General features: G+C 69.2%; 14 protein-coding genes and 1 tRNA gene. 11 read left to right on the top strand and 4 right to left on the bottom strand.

Going from position 1 to position 16,073, the window contains the following annotated elements:
- Positions 1-106: 106 nt before the first annotated feature.
- The 9 genes from mfd (at position 107) to CGZ91_RS02165 (ending at position 11,225) form a co-directional block, all read left to right on the top strand.
- Positions 107-3,673 carry a transcription-repair coupling factor gene (mfd, locus tag CGZ91_RS02205; RefSeq protein ID WP_094452319.1) on the top strand — a complete coding sequence of 1,189 codons (3,567 nt, stop codon included), beginning with the start codon at positions 107-109 and terminating at the stop codon, positions 3,671-3,673.
- Between the two features lie 20 nt (positions 3,674-3,693).
- Positions 3,694-4,215 (top strand): SurA N-terminal domain-containing protein, encoded by a 522-nt coding sequence (locus CGZ91_RS02200; protein ID WP_179229178.1) that lies wholly within the window; start codon positions 3,694-3,696, stop codon positions 4,213-4,215.
- A gap of 20 nt (positions 4,216-4,235) precedes the next feature.
- A complete protein-coding gene (locus CGZ91_RS02195; protein ID WP_094452317.1) occupies positions 4,236-4,886 on the top strand; it encodes a MazG family protein in 651 nt (216 codons plus the stop codon).
- A gap of 207 nt (positions 4,887-5,093) precedes the next feature.
- Positions 5,094-6,374 (top strand): phosphopyruvate hydratase, encoded by a 1,281-nt coding sequence (gene eno / locus CGZ91_RS02190; protein WP_094449578.1) that lies wholly within the window; start codon positions 5,094-5,096, stop codon positions 6,372-6,374.
- Positions 6,375-6,592: 218 nt separating this feature from the next.
- Positions 6,593-7,297, top strand: coding sequence for an FtsB family cell division protein (locus CGZ91_RS02185; RefSeq protein ID WP_179229177.1), 705 nt, complete (start codon positions 6,593-6,595; stop codon positions 7,295-7,297).
- Positions 7,297-7,809, top strand: a complete 513-nt coding sequence (locus CGZ91_RS02180; RefSeq protein ID WP_094452315.1) for a DUF501 domain-containing protein — start codon at positions 7,297-7,299, stop codon at positions 7,807-7,809. The genes CGZ91_RS02185 and CGZ91_RS02180 overlap by 1 nt, the downstream gene beginning before the upstream one ends.
- A 119-nt stretch (positions 7,810-7,928) precedes the next feature.
- Entirely contained in the window at positions 7,929-8,663 is a 735-nt protein-coding gene (locus CGZ91_RS02175) for a TetR/AcrR family transcriptional regulator (protein WP_094452314.1), read from the top strand.
- Entirely contained in the window at positions 8,656-9,576 is a 921-nt protein-coding gene (locus tag CGZ91_RS02170; RefSeq protein WP_094452313.1) for an ABC transporter ATP-binding protein, read from the top strand. The genes CGZ91_RS02175 and CGZ91_RS02170 overlap by 8 nt, the downstream gene beginning before the upstream one ends.
- The gene (locus tag CGZ91_RS02165) at positions 9,573-11,225 is read left to right on the top strand and encodes an ABC transporter permease (protein WP_229116362.1); all 1,653 of its coding nucleotides are present in this window, start codon (positions 9,573-9,575) and stop codon (positions 11,223-11,225) included. The genes CGZ91_RS02170 and CGZ91_RS02165 overlap by 4 nt, the downstream gene beginning before the upstream one ends.
- Before the next feature lie 135 nt (positions 11,226-11,360).
- Here CGZ91_RS02165 and CGZ91_RS02160 read toward each other — a convergent pair whose 3' ends face one another.
- Positions 11,361-11,972: a hypothetical protein gene (locus CGZ91_RS02160; protein ID WP_094452312.1), complete on the bottom strand. Its 612-nt coding sequence runs from the start codon at positions 11,970-11,972 to the stop codon at positions 11,361-11,363.
- Between the two features lie 22 nt (positions 11,973-11,994).
- Positions 11,995-12,882 (bottom strand): phosphogluconate dehydrogenase (NAD(+)-dependent, decarboxylating), encoded by an 888-nt coding sequence (gene gnd, locus CGZ91_RS02155; protein ID WP_094452311.1) that lies wholly within the window; start codon positions 12,880-12,882, stop codon positions 11,995-11,997.
- Between the two features lie 224 nt (positions 12,883-13,106).
- On the opposite strand from gnd, the gene CGZ91_RS02150 reads away from it, so the two are divergent.
- Entirely contained in the window at positions 13,107-13,868 is a 762-nt protein-coding gene (locus CGZ91_RS02150; protein ID WP_094452310.1) for an HpcH/HpaI aldolase family protein, read from the top strand.
- A 16-nt stretch (positions 13,869-13,884) separates the two neighbouring features.
- On the opposite strand, the gene CGZ91_RS02145 is transcribed toward CGZ91_RS02150, so the two are convergent.
- Positions 13,885-13,957: transfer RNA gene (locus tag CGZ91_RS02145), tRNA-Leu, on the bottom strand.
- Positions 13,958-14,054: 97 nt separating this feature from the next.
- Here CGZ91_RS02145 and CGZ91_RS02140 point away from each other — a divergent pair.
- Positions 14,055-14,951, top strand: a complete 897-nt coding sequence (locus CGZ91_RS02140; RefSeq protein ID WP_229116361.1) for a Bax inhibitor-1/YccA family protein — start codon at positions 14,055-14,057, stop codon at positions 14,949-14,951.
- Between the two features lie 108 nt (positions 14,952-15,059).
- Here the strand turns inward: CGZ91_RS02140 and CGZ91_RS02135 are convergent, their stop codons facing one another.
- Positions 15,060-15,995: a hypothetical protein gene (locus tag CGZ91_RS02135; protein WP_144008460.1), complete on the bottom strand. Its 936-nt coding sequence runs from the start codon at positions 15,993-15,995 to the stop codon at positions 15,060-15,062.
- Positions 15,996-16,073: the final 78 nt, after the last annotated feature.

Genomic DNA, 16,073 nt, shown 5'->3' with positions numbered 1-16,073 from the left:
GTGTCGTTCAGGGCGGCCTTGTCGTCGGCAACCGGCTCGGGCCAGCCGCCCCTGGTGCAGGCGTCACGATCGTGCCCGTCAGTCGCGCGCGCTAGATTGGCACGCTGTGAACTCCGGACTCTTGCAGCGCGCCGGCCAGGACCCGGTCCTCACCCCGATCCTTGGCCGGGATCGGTCGATCCCGGGCCCCGACACCGGTGACGTCACCGGCCCTGACGAGCTGCGGCCCTGGCTGGTCGGCTTGGCTGCTCAGCCGCGTGCCGACGGTACGCCTGCACCCACCCAGTTGGTCGTCACCTCGACCTATCGCGAGGCCGAGCAGCTCGCCGCCGAGTTGGCAGCCTTCCTTCCCGCCGACGACGTGGCCTATTACCCGGCCTGGGAGACCCTGCCGCACGAACGCCTCAGTCCGCGCTCCGACACCGTCGGCAAGCGGCTCACGGTGCTGCGCCGGCTCGCCGGCCACGACACGCTGCCGGCTCCGCGGGTCGTCGTCGCGCCGGTACGTAGCGTTCTCCAGCCCCAGGTGAAGGGACTGGCCGAGCTGACGCCGGTGCGGATCGAGATTGGCCAGGAGTATCCCCTCGACGAGCTGACAGCCGACCTCTCGGCGGCGGCGTACCACCGCGTCGACCTCGTGGAGCGACGCGGCGAATTCGCCGTCCGCGGCGGCATCGTCGACATTTTCTGCCCCACCGACGACCATCCGGTGCGCATCGACTTCTTCGGCGACGAGGTCGAGGAGATCCACTGGTTCCAGGTTGCTGACCAGCGCTCCACCGACCCGGCCGGCCCGGTCATCATCGCACCGCCGTGCCGGGAACTGCTGCTCGACGACGGCGTACGGGCTCGCGCCGCCGAGCTTGCCCAGGCACACCCCGAGCTCGCCGAGATGCTGGACCGGATCGCCGAGGGACACGCGGTCGACGGCATGGAGGCGATGTCGCCGGTCCTCGTCGACGCGATGGAGCTGCTGGTCGACGTGCTGCCCGCCGACACGGTGGTGCTGGTCTGCGACCCAGAGCTGGTGCGTACGCGAGCAGCCGACCTGACCCGGACCTCCCAGGAATTCCTGGGCGCCAGTTGGGCGGCTGCCGCCGGCGGCGGCGAGGCCCCGATCGACCTGGGGGAGTCGGCGTACTGGGAGCTCGGCGAGGTCCGCGAACACGCCCTGGACCGCGGTCTGGGCTGGTGGAGTCTGTCCCCGTTCTCGGCTGGCCCCGCCGCGGAGCCGGTGCGGACCGACGACGGCGAGATCATCGACCTGTCCGGCGCCGGCGCCGATGCTCGGGTGGTCACCTCGGTGACGGTCGATGCGAAGCCTGCGGAATCGATGCGTGGCGACACCGACGCGGTCGTGGCGCGGGCCCGCCGGGCTCTGGCCGAGGGCTGGCAGGTGGTCATCACCGCCGAGGGCCAGGGTCTGGTCAACCGGATGGCCGCGGTGTTGCGCGAGGCTGACCTGCCGGTGCGGGTCGGCGGCGAACTCGACCCGGCGGTGGTGGTGATCGATCAGTCCCCGCTGCGGGGCGGCATCGAGTGGCCCGCGATCAAACTGCTGCACCTGACCGGCGGCGACCTGGCCGGCCGCAGCGGCGCCGAACGCGACGCGCCGATGCCAACCCGGCGCCGCAAGAACCAGGTCAACCCGCTCGAACTGTCGCCGGGCGACGCCGTCGTCCACGAACATCACGGTGTCGGCCGCTACATCGAGATGGTGCAACGTGCGGTCGGTGGCGCGACCCGCGAATACATCGTCGTCGAGTACGCCGCCTCCAAGCGCGGCCAACCCGGCGACCGGGTCTTCGTCCCGATGGACCAGCTCGACCTGCTCACCCGCTACGTCGGCGGCGAGTCCCCGACGCTGGACCGGATGGGCGGCGGCGACTGGCAGCGCCGCAAGTCCCGCGCCCGCAAGGCCGTCCGCGAGATCGCCGGTGAGCTGATCCAGCTGTACGCCGCCCGCCAGGCCACCCGCGGCCACGCGTTCAGCCCGGACACCACCTGGCAGCGGGAGCTGGAGGATTCCTTCTCCTTCGTCGAAACTCCCGACCAGCTGTCGGCGATCAACGAGGTCAAACACGACATGGAGCAGGTGGTCCCGATGGACCGGCTGATCTGTGGAGACGTGGGCTACGGCAAGACCGAGATCGCGGTCCGCGCGGCTTTCAAGGCGGTCCAGGACGGCAAGCAGGTGGCGGTCCTGGTGCCGACCACGCTGCTGGTGAGCCAGCACTACCAGACCTTCGCCGAGCGGTACGCCGGCTTCCCGGTCCGGGTCGGGCAGTTGAGCCGGTTCCAGTCGGACAAGGAGTCGGCCAAGACCCGCGAGGAGGTCGAATCCGGTGCCATCGACGTCATCGTCGGCACCCATCGGCTGCTGTCGGGCGAGGTGCGGTTCAAGGATCTCGGCCTGGTCATCATCGACGAGGAGCAGCGCTTCGGCGTCGAACACAAGGAGCAGCTGAAGCGGCTGCGGACCAATGTCGATGTGCTGGCGATGTCGGCCACGCCCATCCCGCGTACGTTGGAGATGGCGGTGACCGGCATCCGTGAGATGTCGGTGATCGCGACCCCGCCCGAGGAACGACACCCGGTGCTGACCTTCGCCGGGCCCTACGACCGGGCTCAGGTCACCGCAGCAATTCGCCGTGAACTGGCCCGGGAGGGGCAGGTCTTCTACATCCACAACCGAGTCCAGTCGATCGAGAAGACGGCGCGTACGCTGCGCGAGCTGGTCCCCGAAGCGCGCATCGCGACCGCCCACGGGCAGATGAGCGAGAAGGCGCTGGAACAGGTCATGGAGGACTTCTGGCAGCGCCGCGCCGACGTCCTGGTGTGCACCACGATCGTGGAGGCGGGCCTGGACATCAACACCGCCAACACCTTGTTGATCGAACGGTCTGACCTGCTTGGCCTGTCGCAGCTGCATCAGCTGCGGGGTCGGGTCGGCCGAGGTCGGGAACGCGGCTACGCCTACTTCCTCTATCCGCCCGAGAAGCCGCTCACCGAGACCGCGCACGACCGGCTCGCGACGATGGCTGCCAACACCGATCTGGGGGCCGGCATGGCGATCGCCATGAAGGACCTTGAGATTCGCGGCGCGGGCAACCTGCTCGGCGGTGAACAGTCCGGGCACATCGCCGATGTCGGCTTCGACCTCTATTTGCGGTTGGTCGGCGAGGCCGTCACCGAGTATCGCGGCGATGGTGTCGAACCGGAGCCGGAGGTACGCATCGAGTTGCCGGTGGAGGCCCACCTGCCGGTGGACTACATCGAGTCCGAGCGGCTGCGGCTGGAGATGTACAAGCGGCTCGCCGAGACCCGCACCGAGGAGGACCTGGCCGGCGTACATGCCGAGTTGGTGGATCGGTACGGCGAGCCCGGCGAGCCGGTCGAGGCGCTGTTCGAGGTGGCCAGGCTGCGGATCGCGGCCCGGGCGGCAGGGCTGACCGAGCTGATCCTGCAGGGCAATCAGGTACGCCTGGGGCAGCTGGAACTGCCCGATTCCACGGTGATGCGGCTCCAGCGTCTCCATCCGGGAACGAAGGTCCGGGCAGCCTCCAAGCAGGTCATGGTGCCGCGACCCCGGCCCGGACGAGTCGGCGCTCCGCCGATCATCGGGCGGGAACTGTTGGCGTGGGCCCGGCAGTTGGTCACCGCCCTGGGGTAGGTCACGTTATGATCACGGTCGTGCGTGCAAAGACGACTTGGATGCGGCTACTGGCCGCCGTGACGGTAGTGCTCACCCTTGGCCTGACGGCCTGCCAGACCGGAAACACGGTGGCGACGGTGGCCGGTGACCGGATCACCGAGGCCGAACTGGACGAGCTGACCGCCAAGGTCGCCGAGGCCAGCGGCGACGAACTGTCGCTCGAGCTGCGCTACTCGGTGCTGACCTCCTTGATCGCCGGCGACGTCAGCGAACAGGCCGGCAACGATCTCGGCATCAGCTTCAGCGAGGCCCAGTTGAACTCGTTTGCCGAGCGGATGGGTTACGGCCCCTACCTCGCCAACCCGGAGATTGCGGACCTCTACCGCGGCCTGGCGCGCTGGAATGCGCTGGCGACCCTGTCCCAGGAGCGCCGCGAGCTCACCGATGCCGTGCTGAACGTGAACGTCGAGGTCAACCCCCGCTACGGCGACTGGGATCCGACCGGCCAGATGCCGCTGCTGCCGACCACTGGCTCGCTCAGCGTGCCGGCGATGCGCTGAGCGTACGACAGCGGCCTGAGATGAGCGAGACGGCTGGCCGGGGTGCCCGGCACGACAGGCTGCCCCAGCCGGCCGCCTCGCTGCAGCGCTTGGCCGATGTGATGCATCGGCTGCGCCGCGAATGCCCGTGGGATGCCCAGCAGACCCACGAGAGTCTGGTGCAGTACCTCATCGAGGAGACCGCCGAGGTTGTCGAGGCCATCGAGGACGCCAACGCCGGTGACCTGCGGGAGGAGCTCGGCGACCTGCTGCTGCAGGTCTACTTCCATGCCGAACTCGCCGCCGAGCAGGGTCGCTTCGACCTGGCTCAGGTCGCCGACGCGATCGCGGACAAGCTGATCGGCCGGCACCCGCACGTCTTCGGCGACGAGGACGCGCCCGACGATCTGGATGCCACCTGGGAGGCCCGCAAGAAGGCCGAGAAGGGGCGCCGGTCCGCGTTGGACGGGATCGCACTGACCGCGCCAGTTGCCCGTGCCAACAAGGTGATCGCCCGGACCCGCAGCCACGGTCTCGAGCTCGACCTGCCCGCCGAACCGGTGGGCGATGAGGTAGGCGCCGAGATCCTGGCGCTGATCGCGCGCGCCCACGCCAGCGGTATCGACGCTGACCAGTCGCTGCGCGCCGCCCTGCGCGCGCTGGAGGCCCGCGTCGTCGAGGCCGAGAGTTGAGACGCGAAGGGGACGCTGGTCACCGGCTGCCGCTCAACGCCGAAATCTGCACAACACCAGCGTTCTGGGACGTTGAGCGGCAGCTCACGACCACGCCGGGCCACCATGCGTACGCCTCCGCGCGACAGGGCTAGGGTGGAGCTCGAAAGACATTCGCCCCCAACAATCCCGATGGTTGACAACCCCCACATGTGAAAGGGATGACACGTGGCAAGCATTGAACTCATTCACGCCCGCGAGATCCTCGATTCCCGCGGCAACCCCACCGTCGAGGTCGAGGTCTTCCTCGATGACGGTGCTGAAGGTCGCGCCGCGGTGCCCTCGGGCGCCTCGACCGGTGCCTTCGAGGCGGTTGAGCTGCGTGACGGCGACGATTCCCGTTACGGCGGCAAGGGCGTACAGAAGGCCGTTGACAACGTCATCGAGGCGATCGGCGAGGAGCTGCTCGGCTTCGAGGCGACCGACCAGCGCGCCATTGACCAGGCCATGATCGAGCTCGACGGCACCGACAACAAGGGCAAGCTCGGCGCCAACGCCATCCTCGGCGTCTCGCTGGCCGTGGCCAAGGCTGCCGCCAACTCCGCGGACCTGCCGCTCTACCGCTACGTCGGTGGCCCCAACGCGCACGTGCTGCCGGTTCCGATGATGAACATCCTCAACGGTGGCGCTCACGCCGACTCCGATGTCGATGTCCAGGAGTTCATGGTCGCCCCGATCGGCGCCAAGTCCTTCCACGAGGCCGTCGCCAACGGCGCCGCCGTCTACCACGCCCTCAAGAAGGTCCTCAAGGGCAAGGGTCTGGGCACCGGCCTGGGCGACGAGGGCGGCTTCGCCCCGAACCTGCCCAAGAACGAGGCTGCCCTCGAGGTCATCGCCGAGGCTGTCGAGGCCGCCGGTCTGAGCCTGGGCACCGACATCGCGCTGGCCATCGACGCCGCCGCGACCGAGTTCTTCGACAACGGCAAGTACAGCTTCGACGGGCAGCAGCTGTCCGCCCAGGAGCTGACCGACGTCTTCGCCGGTTGGGCCGCGAAGTACCCGATCGTCTCGATCGAGGACCCGCTGGCCGAAGAGGACTGGGAGGGCTGGCAGCACCTCACCGCCACCCTCGGCGACAAGGTCCAGATCGTTGGCGACGACCTCTTCGTCACCAACGTGGAGCGGCTGACCCGCGGCATCGAGACCAAGGCCGCCAACGCGCTGCTGGTCAAGGTGAACCAGATCGGTTCGCTCACCGAGACCCTCGATGCGGTCGACCTGGCCCACCGCAACGGCTTCCACAGCATGATGAGCCACCGTTCCGGTGAGACCGAGGACACCACGATCGCCGACCTCGCGGTCGCGACCAACTGTGGCCAGATCAAGTCCGGCGCCCCCGCGCGTACGGACCGGGTCGCCAAGTACAACCAGCTGCTGCGCCTGGAGGAGGAGCTCGACGACGCAGCGGTGTACGCCGGTCGTTCGGCCTTCCCGAACTTCCAGGGCTGATCCCGCCCTTCTCGGCCCGGGTCGCGGTGGTGCCGCGGCCCGGGCCGAGTCGCGTTTCCGTACGAAAACCCCGCCCAGGACGACGTTGCTCGCAATAGTGCGACCTGCAGCCGCTGGGGCGCGGTTCTCGTACGCAACGGTGGGGTCCGAGGCCGGGTGCGCCCGCCGCCCGGCGCGTCAGTCCGGCCAGACCGCGCGATCGCGCAACAATGGGGCGCATGCCGCCAACTTCCCCGCGCCGTCTCTCGCGCACCGGCAGCTCCCGGGCCGGATCCGGCCCCGGTCGAGGATCGCCGCGTACGCGCACCCAGTCGCGTACCACCGGACGCACCGCCAAGGACCGTACGCCGGTCCGTGGCGATGAGCGCCCCGCCGAGGACGCCCGCCAACCGCAGCCGCTGATCCCGGACTTCGGTCTGCCCGCCAAGCTCGGCATCACTCGCCGGGCCGTGGCGCTGATCGTGGTGGTCGCGGTGCTGATGGTGTCGTACGCCAACTCGCTGCGGGTCTATCTCGATCAGGAGCGCGCGCTGGCCGAGGCCAACGCCGAGATCGTGCAGCGGGAGCAGGAGATCGCCGCCCTGAACGACGAGCTGGAACGCTGGAACGACCCTGACTACATCGCCGCTCAGGCCCGGCACCGGCTCGGCTGGGTGGTGCCTGGCGACACCGGCTATCGCGTGGTCGGCGCCGACGGTCGCCCGATCGAGCCCGCCGCTCAGCTCAACACTGCCACCGAGGAGGAGGCGCCGCCGCCGTGGTGGGGCAACGTCTGGGATTCGGTCAAGGCCGCCGACAACCCCGCAGAGGCGACTGACGAGGACCCGAACGGGATCCCCGACCCTGAGGAAGAAGAGCCGACCGGGCCGCCGATCACCCTGGAGTCACCCTCGCCGAGCGCCACTCCGACCGGAGGGCGTTGATGAGCATCGACATCGCCACCGACCGGGACCTGGCCGTGCTCGAGGCCCAGCTGGGCCGCCCGATGCGAGGTGTCGTCGGCATCGCGTGGCGCTGCCACGACGGCAACCCCGGCGTGGTCGCGACCGCGCCCCGGCTGCCGAACGGCACCCCCTTCCCGACCTCCTTCTATCTCAGCTGTCCGGTCGCGATCCGCGGCTGTTCCCGGCTCGAGGCCAGCGGTTTGATGAACGAAATGAACGCCCGGCTCGGATACGACGAGGACCTCGCGCAGGCGTACGCCGAGGCCCACCGGTCCTATCTGGCCTCCCGTGCTGAGCTCGGTCGGGTCTCGGGGGTGGGGGACGTGCCCGAGATCGACGACTTCAGCGCCGGTGGCATGCCGAGTCGCGTCAAGTGTCTCCACGCCCTGGTCGGCCACGCGCTGGCTGCTGGGCCCGGCGTCAACCCGCTGGGTGACGAGACGGTGGCGCTGCTGGGGGAGTTCTGGTTGGAGCCCTGCCTGGCTGAGTGACGCAAACGCGCCCCAGTGGCTGTAGCTGTCGTTTGACGCGACCTACCGCCGCTGGGGCGCGGTTGTCTGTGGACACCTCCCGCTTGCCCTCCGTTGAACAGGCGTTTAGACTACTGAACATGCGTTCAACCCCTGCTGGATCCAAGACTCGGGCCGAGGACCTCACGGTGCGGGCACGGATCCGCGATGCCGCCATCAGGATGGTCGCAGCGCAGGGGCTGCAGGTGCCGTTGCGCGCCATCGCCGCGGAGGCCGGCGTCAGCGCGGCCCTGATCCTGCACCACTACGGCAGCCGTGCCGGCCTGATCACAGCCTGTGATGCCGCCGTCGTCGAGGTCATCGGTGAGACCAAGAGCGACGCCCTGATGCCCGGCGGCGGCGCCAGCGCGCTGATGATCCAGCTCTCCCAGATCGAGGGGTACGCCCCAGTGGTCGGCTACGTGCTGCGCTGCCTGCAGGCCGGTGGCTCCTTCACCCGGCAGCTGGTCGACGCGCTCGTGGAGGAGACCGAGAGCTACCTCGCCGACGCCGTCACCGCGGGCATGGTCAGTCCCAGCCAGGCTCCCGAGCAGCGCGCCCGATTGCTGGTCGAACAAGCACTCGGCGGCATGTTGGTCGCCATTGCCACTGATGGCACCCCCTCGATCGACGAGCTGCCCGGCTGGTTCCGGCGCTACTCCGATCGGATCCTCACCCCGGCACTGGAGATGTACACGGTGCCGTTGCTGACCGACCCGAGTCTGCTCGAGGCCTACGCGTCATCTCAAACTCCGACCTCGCCAACCGTCCCGATGACTGACCACAGCGAAGCACCCGCAACTCCAACACCCGGCGAAGAGAGCCCGCATGTCTGACCTGGCCATCGACGTTTCCCAACTCGTCAAGACCTTCGGCGCCACCCGCGCGCTGGACGACTTCACCCTCCAGGTGCCGACCGGCGGCGTCGCCGGGTTCCTGGGTCCCAACGGCGCCGGCAAGTCCACCACCATTCGAGTCCTGCTCGGCCTGATCCGCGCTGATTCCGGCACCGCTCGGGTGCTCGGCCAGGACGCTTGGTCCAATTCGGTCGCGATCCATCGGCGACTGGCCTACGTCCCGGGTGACACGAATCTGTGGCCCAACCTCACCGGCGGCCAGGCCATCGACGTGCTCAGCAACCTGCGGGGCAATCATGGATCTCGAAGGGGCCCTCAGCAGAGCCGGCTGAACGAGCTGCTGGAACGTTTCGAGCTCGACCCCACCAAGAAGGCCCGCACCTATTCCAAGGGCAACCGGCAAAAGGTCGCGCTGGTCGCGGCGTTCGCCTCCGAGGCCGACCTCTATCTCTTGGATGAGCCGACCTCGGGGCTTGATCCACTGATGGAGGCGGTCTTCACCGAGGAAGTACGCCGGCTCAAGGCGGAGGGGCGTACAGTGCTGCTCTCCAGCCACATCCTGGCTGAGGTCGAGAAGCTGTGTGACACCGTCACGATCATCCGCGCGGGTCGGGCGGTCGAATCGGGGACGCTCGCCGAGCTGCGGCACCTGACCCGTTCGAGCGTCCGCCTGGTCAGTGACGGTTCGCTGCGGGCGCTGCACCGCAGCCCGCACGTCCACGACCTGACCGGGACTGATGGCGAAGTCCACTTCCAGGTCGATGACAGCCACCTGGATGAGGTGGTCCGGCTGATCGCCAAGGCGGGCGTCAGCAACCTGACGATCACCCCGCCCTCGCTCGAGGAACTCTTCATGCGCCACTACGACGGCAGCGAGGCGGCTGACCGATGAACTCCGACACGACAGTCAACGACTCGGGTGGGACCGACACGGACCCGATCGGCCGGTCAAGCGACTTCACCGGCACTGGGCGGCTGCTGCGGCTCAACCTGCGACTGGGCCGGATCGGTCTGGCGATCTGGGTGGTCGCGATGTTCGTCGGCGTCTGGAGCAGCGTGGTCGCGCTGGCCGAGGCGTATCCCGACCAGGCCGCCCTGGATGCCCGCGCCGCGCTGCTCGGCAACCCCGCTGCGGTGATGATGACCGGCCCGGCGTTCGCGGTGGACGACTACACGCTGGCCGCGGCGACCGCCAACGAGCTGTCCCTCTACGTCCTGCTCGCCGTCGCGATCATGGCGATCCTGTGGACCGTACGCCACACCCGCACCGAGGAGGAGAGTGGTCGTCTGGAGATGGTCCGGGCACTGCCGGTGGGCCGGTACGCCCCGGCCACCGCCGCGATGCTGACCCTGCTGGTCGCGACCGGGCTGGTCGGCGCCGCCACCGCCGGTGCGCTGGTCGCCGCCGAGATGCCCGTGGTGGACTCGCTGGCCTTCGGGCTGGCGACGATGCTGACCGGGATGGTGTTCGCCGGCCTGACGGCCGTGGTGGCGCAGCTGACCGAGAGCGCCCGTACGGTCAGCGCAGCCAGTCTGGGGCTGCTCGCCGCGGCCTTCCTGGTGCGCGGGGTCGGCGACGTGATCGAGCCGACCGGGTCCTGGCTGTCGTGGTTCTCGCCGCTGGCCTGGGCCCAGCAGACCAGGCTCTACGTTGACCTGCGCTGGTGGCCGCTGCTGGTCTCCGCCGGCGCGACGCTGCTGCTCTTCGGGGTGGCCGCCGCGCTGATCCGGCGTCGCGACATCGGCGCCGGCCTGCGTTCTGCCCGTTCCGGTCCGGCCCGAGCCGGGGCGGCCTTGCGTACGCCGGCCGGCCTCGCCGAGGCGCTGATGCGCGGTTCCTTCCTCGCGGTGACCGTCGGGATGGCGTTCTTCGCGGTCGCGATGGGAGCGCTGGCAAACGAGGTCGACACGCTGCTGGAGAGCAACCCCGAGTTGGCTCAGTGGATCGCGTTGACCGGTGGCGATCTGACCGCCGATTTCGCCGGCATCATCCTTGGTTTCACGTTGATCGCGCCGTTGGTGGTCGGGGTCAGTGGGGTGCTGAGTCTCAATGCGGAGGAGAGCACCGGTCGGCTGGAGGGGCTGCTGGTCGGGGGCCGCTCGCGTACCTCGGTGCTGTCGGGATGGTTGCTGACCACCGTCGTACAGGTGGTGGCGCTGACCTTGGTGTGTGGGGTGGGCGTCGGCATCGGCGTGTCCGCAGCGACCGGGACCTGGTCCTGGCTCGGCGAGTTGGTGGTCGCGTCGCTGGTGTATCTGCCGGCGTTGGTGGCCGCGGTCGGCGTGGCTGCGGCGTTGCAGGGCGCTTCGCCGCGGCTGCGGGTGATCGCCTGGGTGGTGGTCGGGTGGACCGCCATCGTGCTCTTCCTGGGCGAACTGCTGCAACTGCCGGACTGGCTGGCCGGGATCTCCCCGTTCTGGCACGTCCCGGCGGTGCCCGGCGCCGATGTCACCGCGGCTCCGCTGCTGGTGCTGGGCGGGATCGCCGTGGCGCTGACGGCGGTCGGGCTGTGGGGATTCCGACACCGCGACCTGGGCTGAGGCCCCGGCCGCAGCTGGCGGCGGCCAGCGCCTGCGCGCACTACGTGCAGTCGATCGCCCAGACTCTCGGATTTTGGGGGTCGACGGCAATCGACTGCGCGTCTTGCGCGCGGCTCGGGTTCGGTTTGCCCGCGCTCAGCGTTGGCCCAAGAAGTGGGCGCGAGCTGAGTTGAGCACCTGGGTGAATTCGGCGTCCGACATGCCCTCCGGGGTCGGCACCCGCAGGCTCTGCAGGGGCTGCGGGCCACCGATCACGGTCACCCGTACGCCGGGGTTGAGGACGCGGCGGTGGGCCGGCGCCAACGCCAGTGCCCGCTGTTGTCCGGCCGGGGTGAGGGGGATGCCGTACGCCAGCTGCCAGCCGTCGTCGTAAGGGTTGCGTTCCATTCTTTGCTTGGCCGGCTCCAGGTCCGACCACGGCACCGGCCCGGTCCCGGCGACGGTGATGCCGGCGGGATCCAGCCGCCACACCGGGCCGGTGGGTCGCAAGGATCGACGCCGGATCTGCAAGCCGATCATGAGCCCCGCATCCCCCACCAGCGCCATGACGAGGCCGATCCAAATCAACTCGGTGATGCCGCCGACCAGGCCGCCGATGGCCATCCCGACGCCGCCGACCAGCGGCAGCGGCGAGATCGCCAGAAACAGCAGCATCGCGGTTCGCACGCCGAGCTCACGGGTCCGGATCTCGGTCCAGCCTTGGGACTGCAGCTCAGCGGCGGCGCGTTCGGCGTACGGGTTGGGCACCGAAAAATGCTAGCTGCCGGGGTCAGTCCTCGGTCTCGGGCATCACCGCGTGCCCGCCGAACTGGTTGCGCATCGCCGCGATCATCTTCATCGCCGGCGAATCCTCCTGCCGCGACGTGAAGCGGGCAAACAGGGCGCTGGAGATCGCCGGCACCGGCACGGCCATGTCGATGGCAGCCTCGACGGTCCACCGGCCCTCACCAGAATCCTCGGCGTAGCCACGAATCTCGGACAGGTCGTCGTCAGCCTTGAGGGCGCGCACCAACAGCTCCAGCAGCCAGGATCGGATCACGGTGCCGTCCTGCCAGGACTCGAAGATCGCCGGTACGTGGTCGGTCACGGTGTCGGCAGCCTCGAGCAACTCCCAGCCCTCTGCGTACGCCTGCATCACCGCGTACTCGATGCCGTTGTGGACCATCTTGGCGAAGTGTCCGGCGCCGTGGTCACCGGCGTGGACGTAGCCGTGTTCGCCGTCGGGCTTGAGGGTCTGGAAGATCGGCAGGCAGGTCTCGACGACCTCGGCCGGGCCGCCCACCATGAGCGCGTAGCCCAGGTCCTTGCCCCAGACACCGCCAGAGACTCCGCAGTCGAGGAAATGGATGCCAGACGCGGCGAGCGCGGCGGCGCGCGGGCCGTCCTCGCTCCAGCGGGTGTTGCCGCCGTCGATGACGATGTCGCCTGCCTTCAGCAGGGGAGTGAGGTCCTTCAGCACGGCGTCGATCGCCTGCACCGGCACCATCAGCCACACGATCCGCTGTTCGCCGCCGAGCTGGTCGACCATGTCGGCCAGCGAGGTCGAATCGGAGATCTCCTGATTCTGGTCGTAGCCGACAACGGTGTGGCCGCCTGCGCGCAACCGGTCGCGCATGTTGCCGCCCATCTTGCCCAGCCCGACGATTCCGAGTTGCATGTGATCACCTTCCGCGTGCCAGTTTCGTCGGCCCAGACCCTGCCGACGCCCCCCATTCTTGCCCCACCCTCACGGGCGTTGCATCGGGGGTGCGCGGGCGCGACTGGGCCCGCCGAAACTCGGGGTTTGGCCGGCCGCCCAATCGGTGGCGACGCGAGGAGTGGCCGCCGGTGGCTGGCTAGATTGAGTGCAGGCGCGACCGCGTCGATGTCAAAGGAGGCGTCATGGCTGGGTATGGCGACGGTTTGCAGAACGACGGCGTCGGTAAGGGCGGCGTCGAGATCGACGCCAGGGGTGCTGGGCTGTGGTGCCTGCTCGATGATCCGCTGACCGTGGCCCAGGTCGCCATGGCCGCTCCCGACTGGCTGTGCCTGGACCAGCAGCACGGCGCCTTCGACGACGCCTCGACCCTGGCCGCGATGCAGGTCCTGGCCGGGTTGCCGCAGCGCCCGCCGGTCGCGGTGCGGGTGCCCGAGGATCCGGGGCCGGCGGTGGGGCGGGCCGCTGATGCCGGCGCCGACATCGTCATCGTGCCGATGGTGGAGACCGCCGACCAGGCGCAGCAGGTCGCGCGGGCCGCGTTCTATCCGCCGCGCGGCGCCCGCAGCTGGGGCCCGCTCAATGGCCTGTGGGGCGACACCGAGGTACGCCGGGAGCCCGAGGTCTGGGTGATGATCGAGACCGCCCGCGCCCTGGAGAATCTGGGCCAGATCCTTGCGGTGGACGGCGTTGCCGGCATCCTGGTCGGTCCGATGGACCTCTCGCTCGCGCTCGGCACCGACCCCGAATCGCTGCTCGCTGCGACCGGTGAGGACGATCCGCTGCCGCGCGTCGTGGCGGCGACCCGACGGGCCGGCAAGCGACCCTGCATGTTCCTGGGCGTACCGGAGCGGGAGCCGGCGGCCCGGGCGATCGGTTTCGAGGCGTTTGCGATCAGCACCGACATCGAGGCGATTGCCCGCGGCGTACGCGGGACGCTCGGTTGAGCTGACACCCGAGGGGTGCCCCCGGCGGGAGTCGAACCCGCACTGAAGCGGGTTTAAGCCGCCTGCCTCTGCCGTTGGGCTACGGGGGCGTACGCCGCACTGAGATCTGAGCGTCGACGCGTTGGCCATCGACTGGGAATGTCGGTGGACTTGGGTAGAATCATGTCACGCCATTCGAGGAGGATCATGCCGTCGCCGAACCCAGCGCTCAGTCGGGCGTTTGACAACGTCACACCGCAGCACCAGCAGCAGTTCCAGGGCCAGCAGTACCAGCAGCAGTACGGCGGCTACCAGCAGCAGTTCACCAATGAGCAGGGTTACGGCTGGCATGCCCAGCAGCCGCACGGCGCGCAGGGTGGTTTCGACCCGTACGCCCACGGCGTCGGCCAGATGCAGCCGCAGCGCACCATGACCATCGACGACGTGGTCACCAAGACCGCGATCATCTTTGCTGGCCTCCTCGTGACGGCTGCGCTGACGTGGCTCTTCGTGCCGGTGGAGGTCGTGCTGCCCTTCGTCATCGGCGCCTCGGTGATCACCTTCGTGATGGCCCTGGTGCTCGCCTTCCGCCGCCAGATGGGGCCGGTCAGCGCGATTGCGTACGGCCTGGTCGAAGGCGTCGTGCTGGGTGGTTTCTCCAAGTTCTTCGAGATGCTGTGGCCCGGCATCGTGATGCAGGCGGTGCTGGCGACCTTTGCCGTCGCCGCGGTGACGCTGATCGTCTACCGGTTCTTCGACCTGGGCCGCAAGGTCGGCAAGAAGTTCAACACTTACCTCACCATCGCCATCGGTGGCTTCGCCGCGGCGATGCTGCTCAACCTCGGCGTGGCACTGTTCAACGGCGGCTCCGGGCTGGGCCTGCGTGAGATCGGCCCCAACGCCGGCCTGCTGTCGATCGGCATCACCATCCTCGCGGTGGTGCTGGCCACACTTTCGCTGGTCAGCGACTTCGCCTTCATCGAGCAGGGCGTCAAGGCCGGTGTGCCGGTGGAGACCTCGTGGCGTTGCGCCTTCGGTCTGACCGTCACCCTGGTCTGGCTCTACCTCGAGATGCTGCGGTTGCTGTCCTACCTGCGGCGCTGACGCTCCTCGCGATCACGCACACCGATCCCGGTCCCAGTGGGGCCGGGATCGGCTGCGTTCTGGGACGGTGCGCTGTGGGGAGGATGTGGTCGGGGCAGGGCGTACGCCTCAGCCCTGCGGCAACTCTTCGCCGTTCAAGGTGTACACCGTGGTCCCGGTCAGCCCGGACACTCGGATCCGGGGTCGGCGGTCGCCGGCCTCCTGGGAGATCGTGAGGGGCGTGCCCTCGTGGGTGGCGACCAGGTCGGCGATCACCTCGGGGTCGATCAGGTCCGGGTCGAAGGCGCGCTGGTCGAGGCTTTCGGTTCGTTGTGCCTCCAACAGCGGGATCCGGCCGAGCCGGGTGCGCCGGATCACCGTGTCGGGGCCGGCAGGCAGATCGGCCTGGATGCCGGTCGTCTGAATCTCGATCAGCTGTACGTTGTCGGTGTCGCCCACCACTTCATCCAGGGTCAGCGCGACAGACTCCGGATCGGCGGTGTCCACCTCCGGCACGATGGTGCCGTCGGGATGGAAGAAGACCGACGTCGACTCCGGCTCGGTAGCCACCGTCATCATCACGGTGCCGCGGTTGTAGTCGACCACCTGGAGCTGTTGTTCGTTGCCGGATTGGGAGACCAGCTTGGCCTGCCGAAACAGCGATCCGAGGTCATCCAGCTCGAAGTCGTCCAACGTGAAGACGGCCTGCCCGACATACTCGACATCGCTGACGACCGTGTCGATGACGCCGCGGTCCCATTGCCAGGCGATCACGTCGTTGCCGCGCAGGATCTGGATCTTGGCGGTCCAGCGGGTCACCTCGACCTGCACGATCCGGTTGGACCCGGCCGCTGCCTGCAACTGTTCGAGGACGTCGCGAGCCTTGCCGGGGCGGGTGAGATCGACCGCCTGCGGGGTCGCCGACGCGACCGGCGACGGGGTCGGCGTGGTCGCAGGTGTCGTCGCGCCGGGCTGGGGGGAGCCGGCCGGCGCACAGGCGCTGGCGCCGACCGCTGCCACCAAGGCGCCGGCGGCCAACGCCCGCAAACCTCGGGTTGATCTCACGGGCCCCAGCCTAACGTGAGAGCCGTCGCAGGCATCTGGAACGAGGCCGGGCACCGGGGCGAGATTGGGCCGCTGCGT

The organism is Parenemella sanctibonifatiensis, from assembly GCF_002250565.1.
Taxonomy (GTDB): domain Bacteria; phylum Actinomycetota; class Actinomycetes; order Propionibacteriales; family Propionibacteriaceae; genus Parenemella; species Parenemella sanctibonifatiensis.
Note: the sequence above shows the minus strand (reverse complement) of the source record. Positions and strands in the feature narration are given on the sequence as shown.